Below are 707 nucleotides of genomic sequence, written 5' to 3'. Positions count from 1 at the left end.
CGCTCCGGCGTCAGACCCTCCACCACCGAGTCGTCCAGCACACCAGCCGTGTGGACGACCCCGCCCAGCGACGGAATCTCGTCCAGCAGGGCGGCCAGCGCCCGGCGGTCGGCCACGTCACACGCCGCCACCCGCACGTCGGCGCCCAGCCCGGACAGCTCCGCCACCAGCTCACCAGCCCCCGGAGCATCAGCCCCGCGACGCGAGACCAGCACCAGCTCCCGCACCCCATGCCGCTCCACCAACCGCCGCGCCACCAGAGCACCCAGACCACCGGTACCGCCCGTCACCAGCACCGCACCCGAGATCTGCTCCAGGTCCTGCCGGCTCTCCTGACCGCGCCGGGCCAGACGCGGAACGAGGATCTTGTCCCCCGCCACCCGCACCTGCGGCTCCCCGGTCGCGATCACCCGCCCCCAGTCCGAGAACCCCTCCTCCACCTCGGCCAGCACGAACCTGCCCGGCTGCTCCGACTGCGCCGAACGCACCAACCCCCACACCGCACCCGCCGCCACATCACCCGGCCGCGTCGCGAACACCACCGGCTCGGCAGCCTGTCCCGTCACCACCTCCAGCACCCGGCCCGTCAACACCCGCACCGACGACGGCACGTCCGACTCCTCTGACACGCACCACACCACCGACGGCGCCCCCACACCCGCGACGCCACCGGCCGCGACCTCCACCCACTCCACCCCGTACGACAC

The 707-nt window shown here is 73.7% G+C and carries 1 protein-coding gene; it reads right to left on the bottom strand.

From position 1 onward, the window contains the following. Positions 1 to 707 (bottom strand): SDR family NAD(P)-dependent oxidoreductase (locus tag HTZ77_RS44910; protein ID WP_175595918.1); only part of this gene is annotated, 707 nt, incomplete at both ends.

The sequence above is a fragment of the Nonomuraea montanisoli genome (genome assembly GCF_013363975.1).
GTDB classification, from domain to species: Bacteria; Actinomycetota; Actinomycetes; order Streptosporangiales; family Streptosporangiaceae; genus Nonomuraea; species Nonomuraea montanisoli.
The sequence above is the reverse complement of the archived record's forward strand: the minus strand, read 5'-3'. Positions and strand labels throughout refer to the sequence as shown.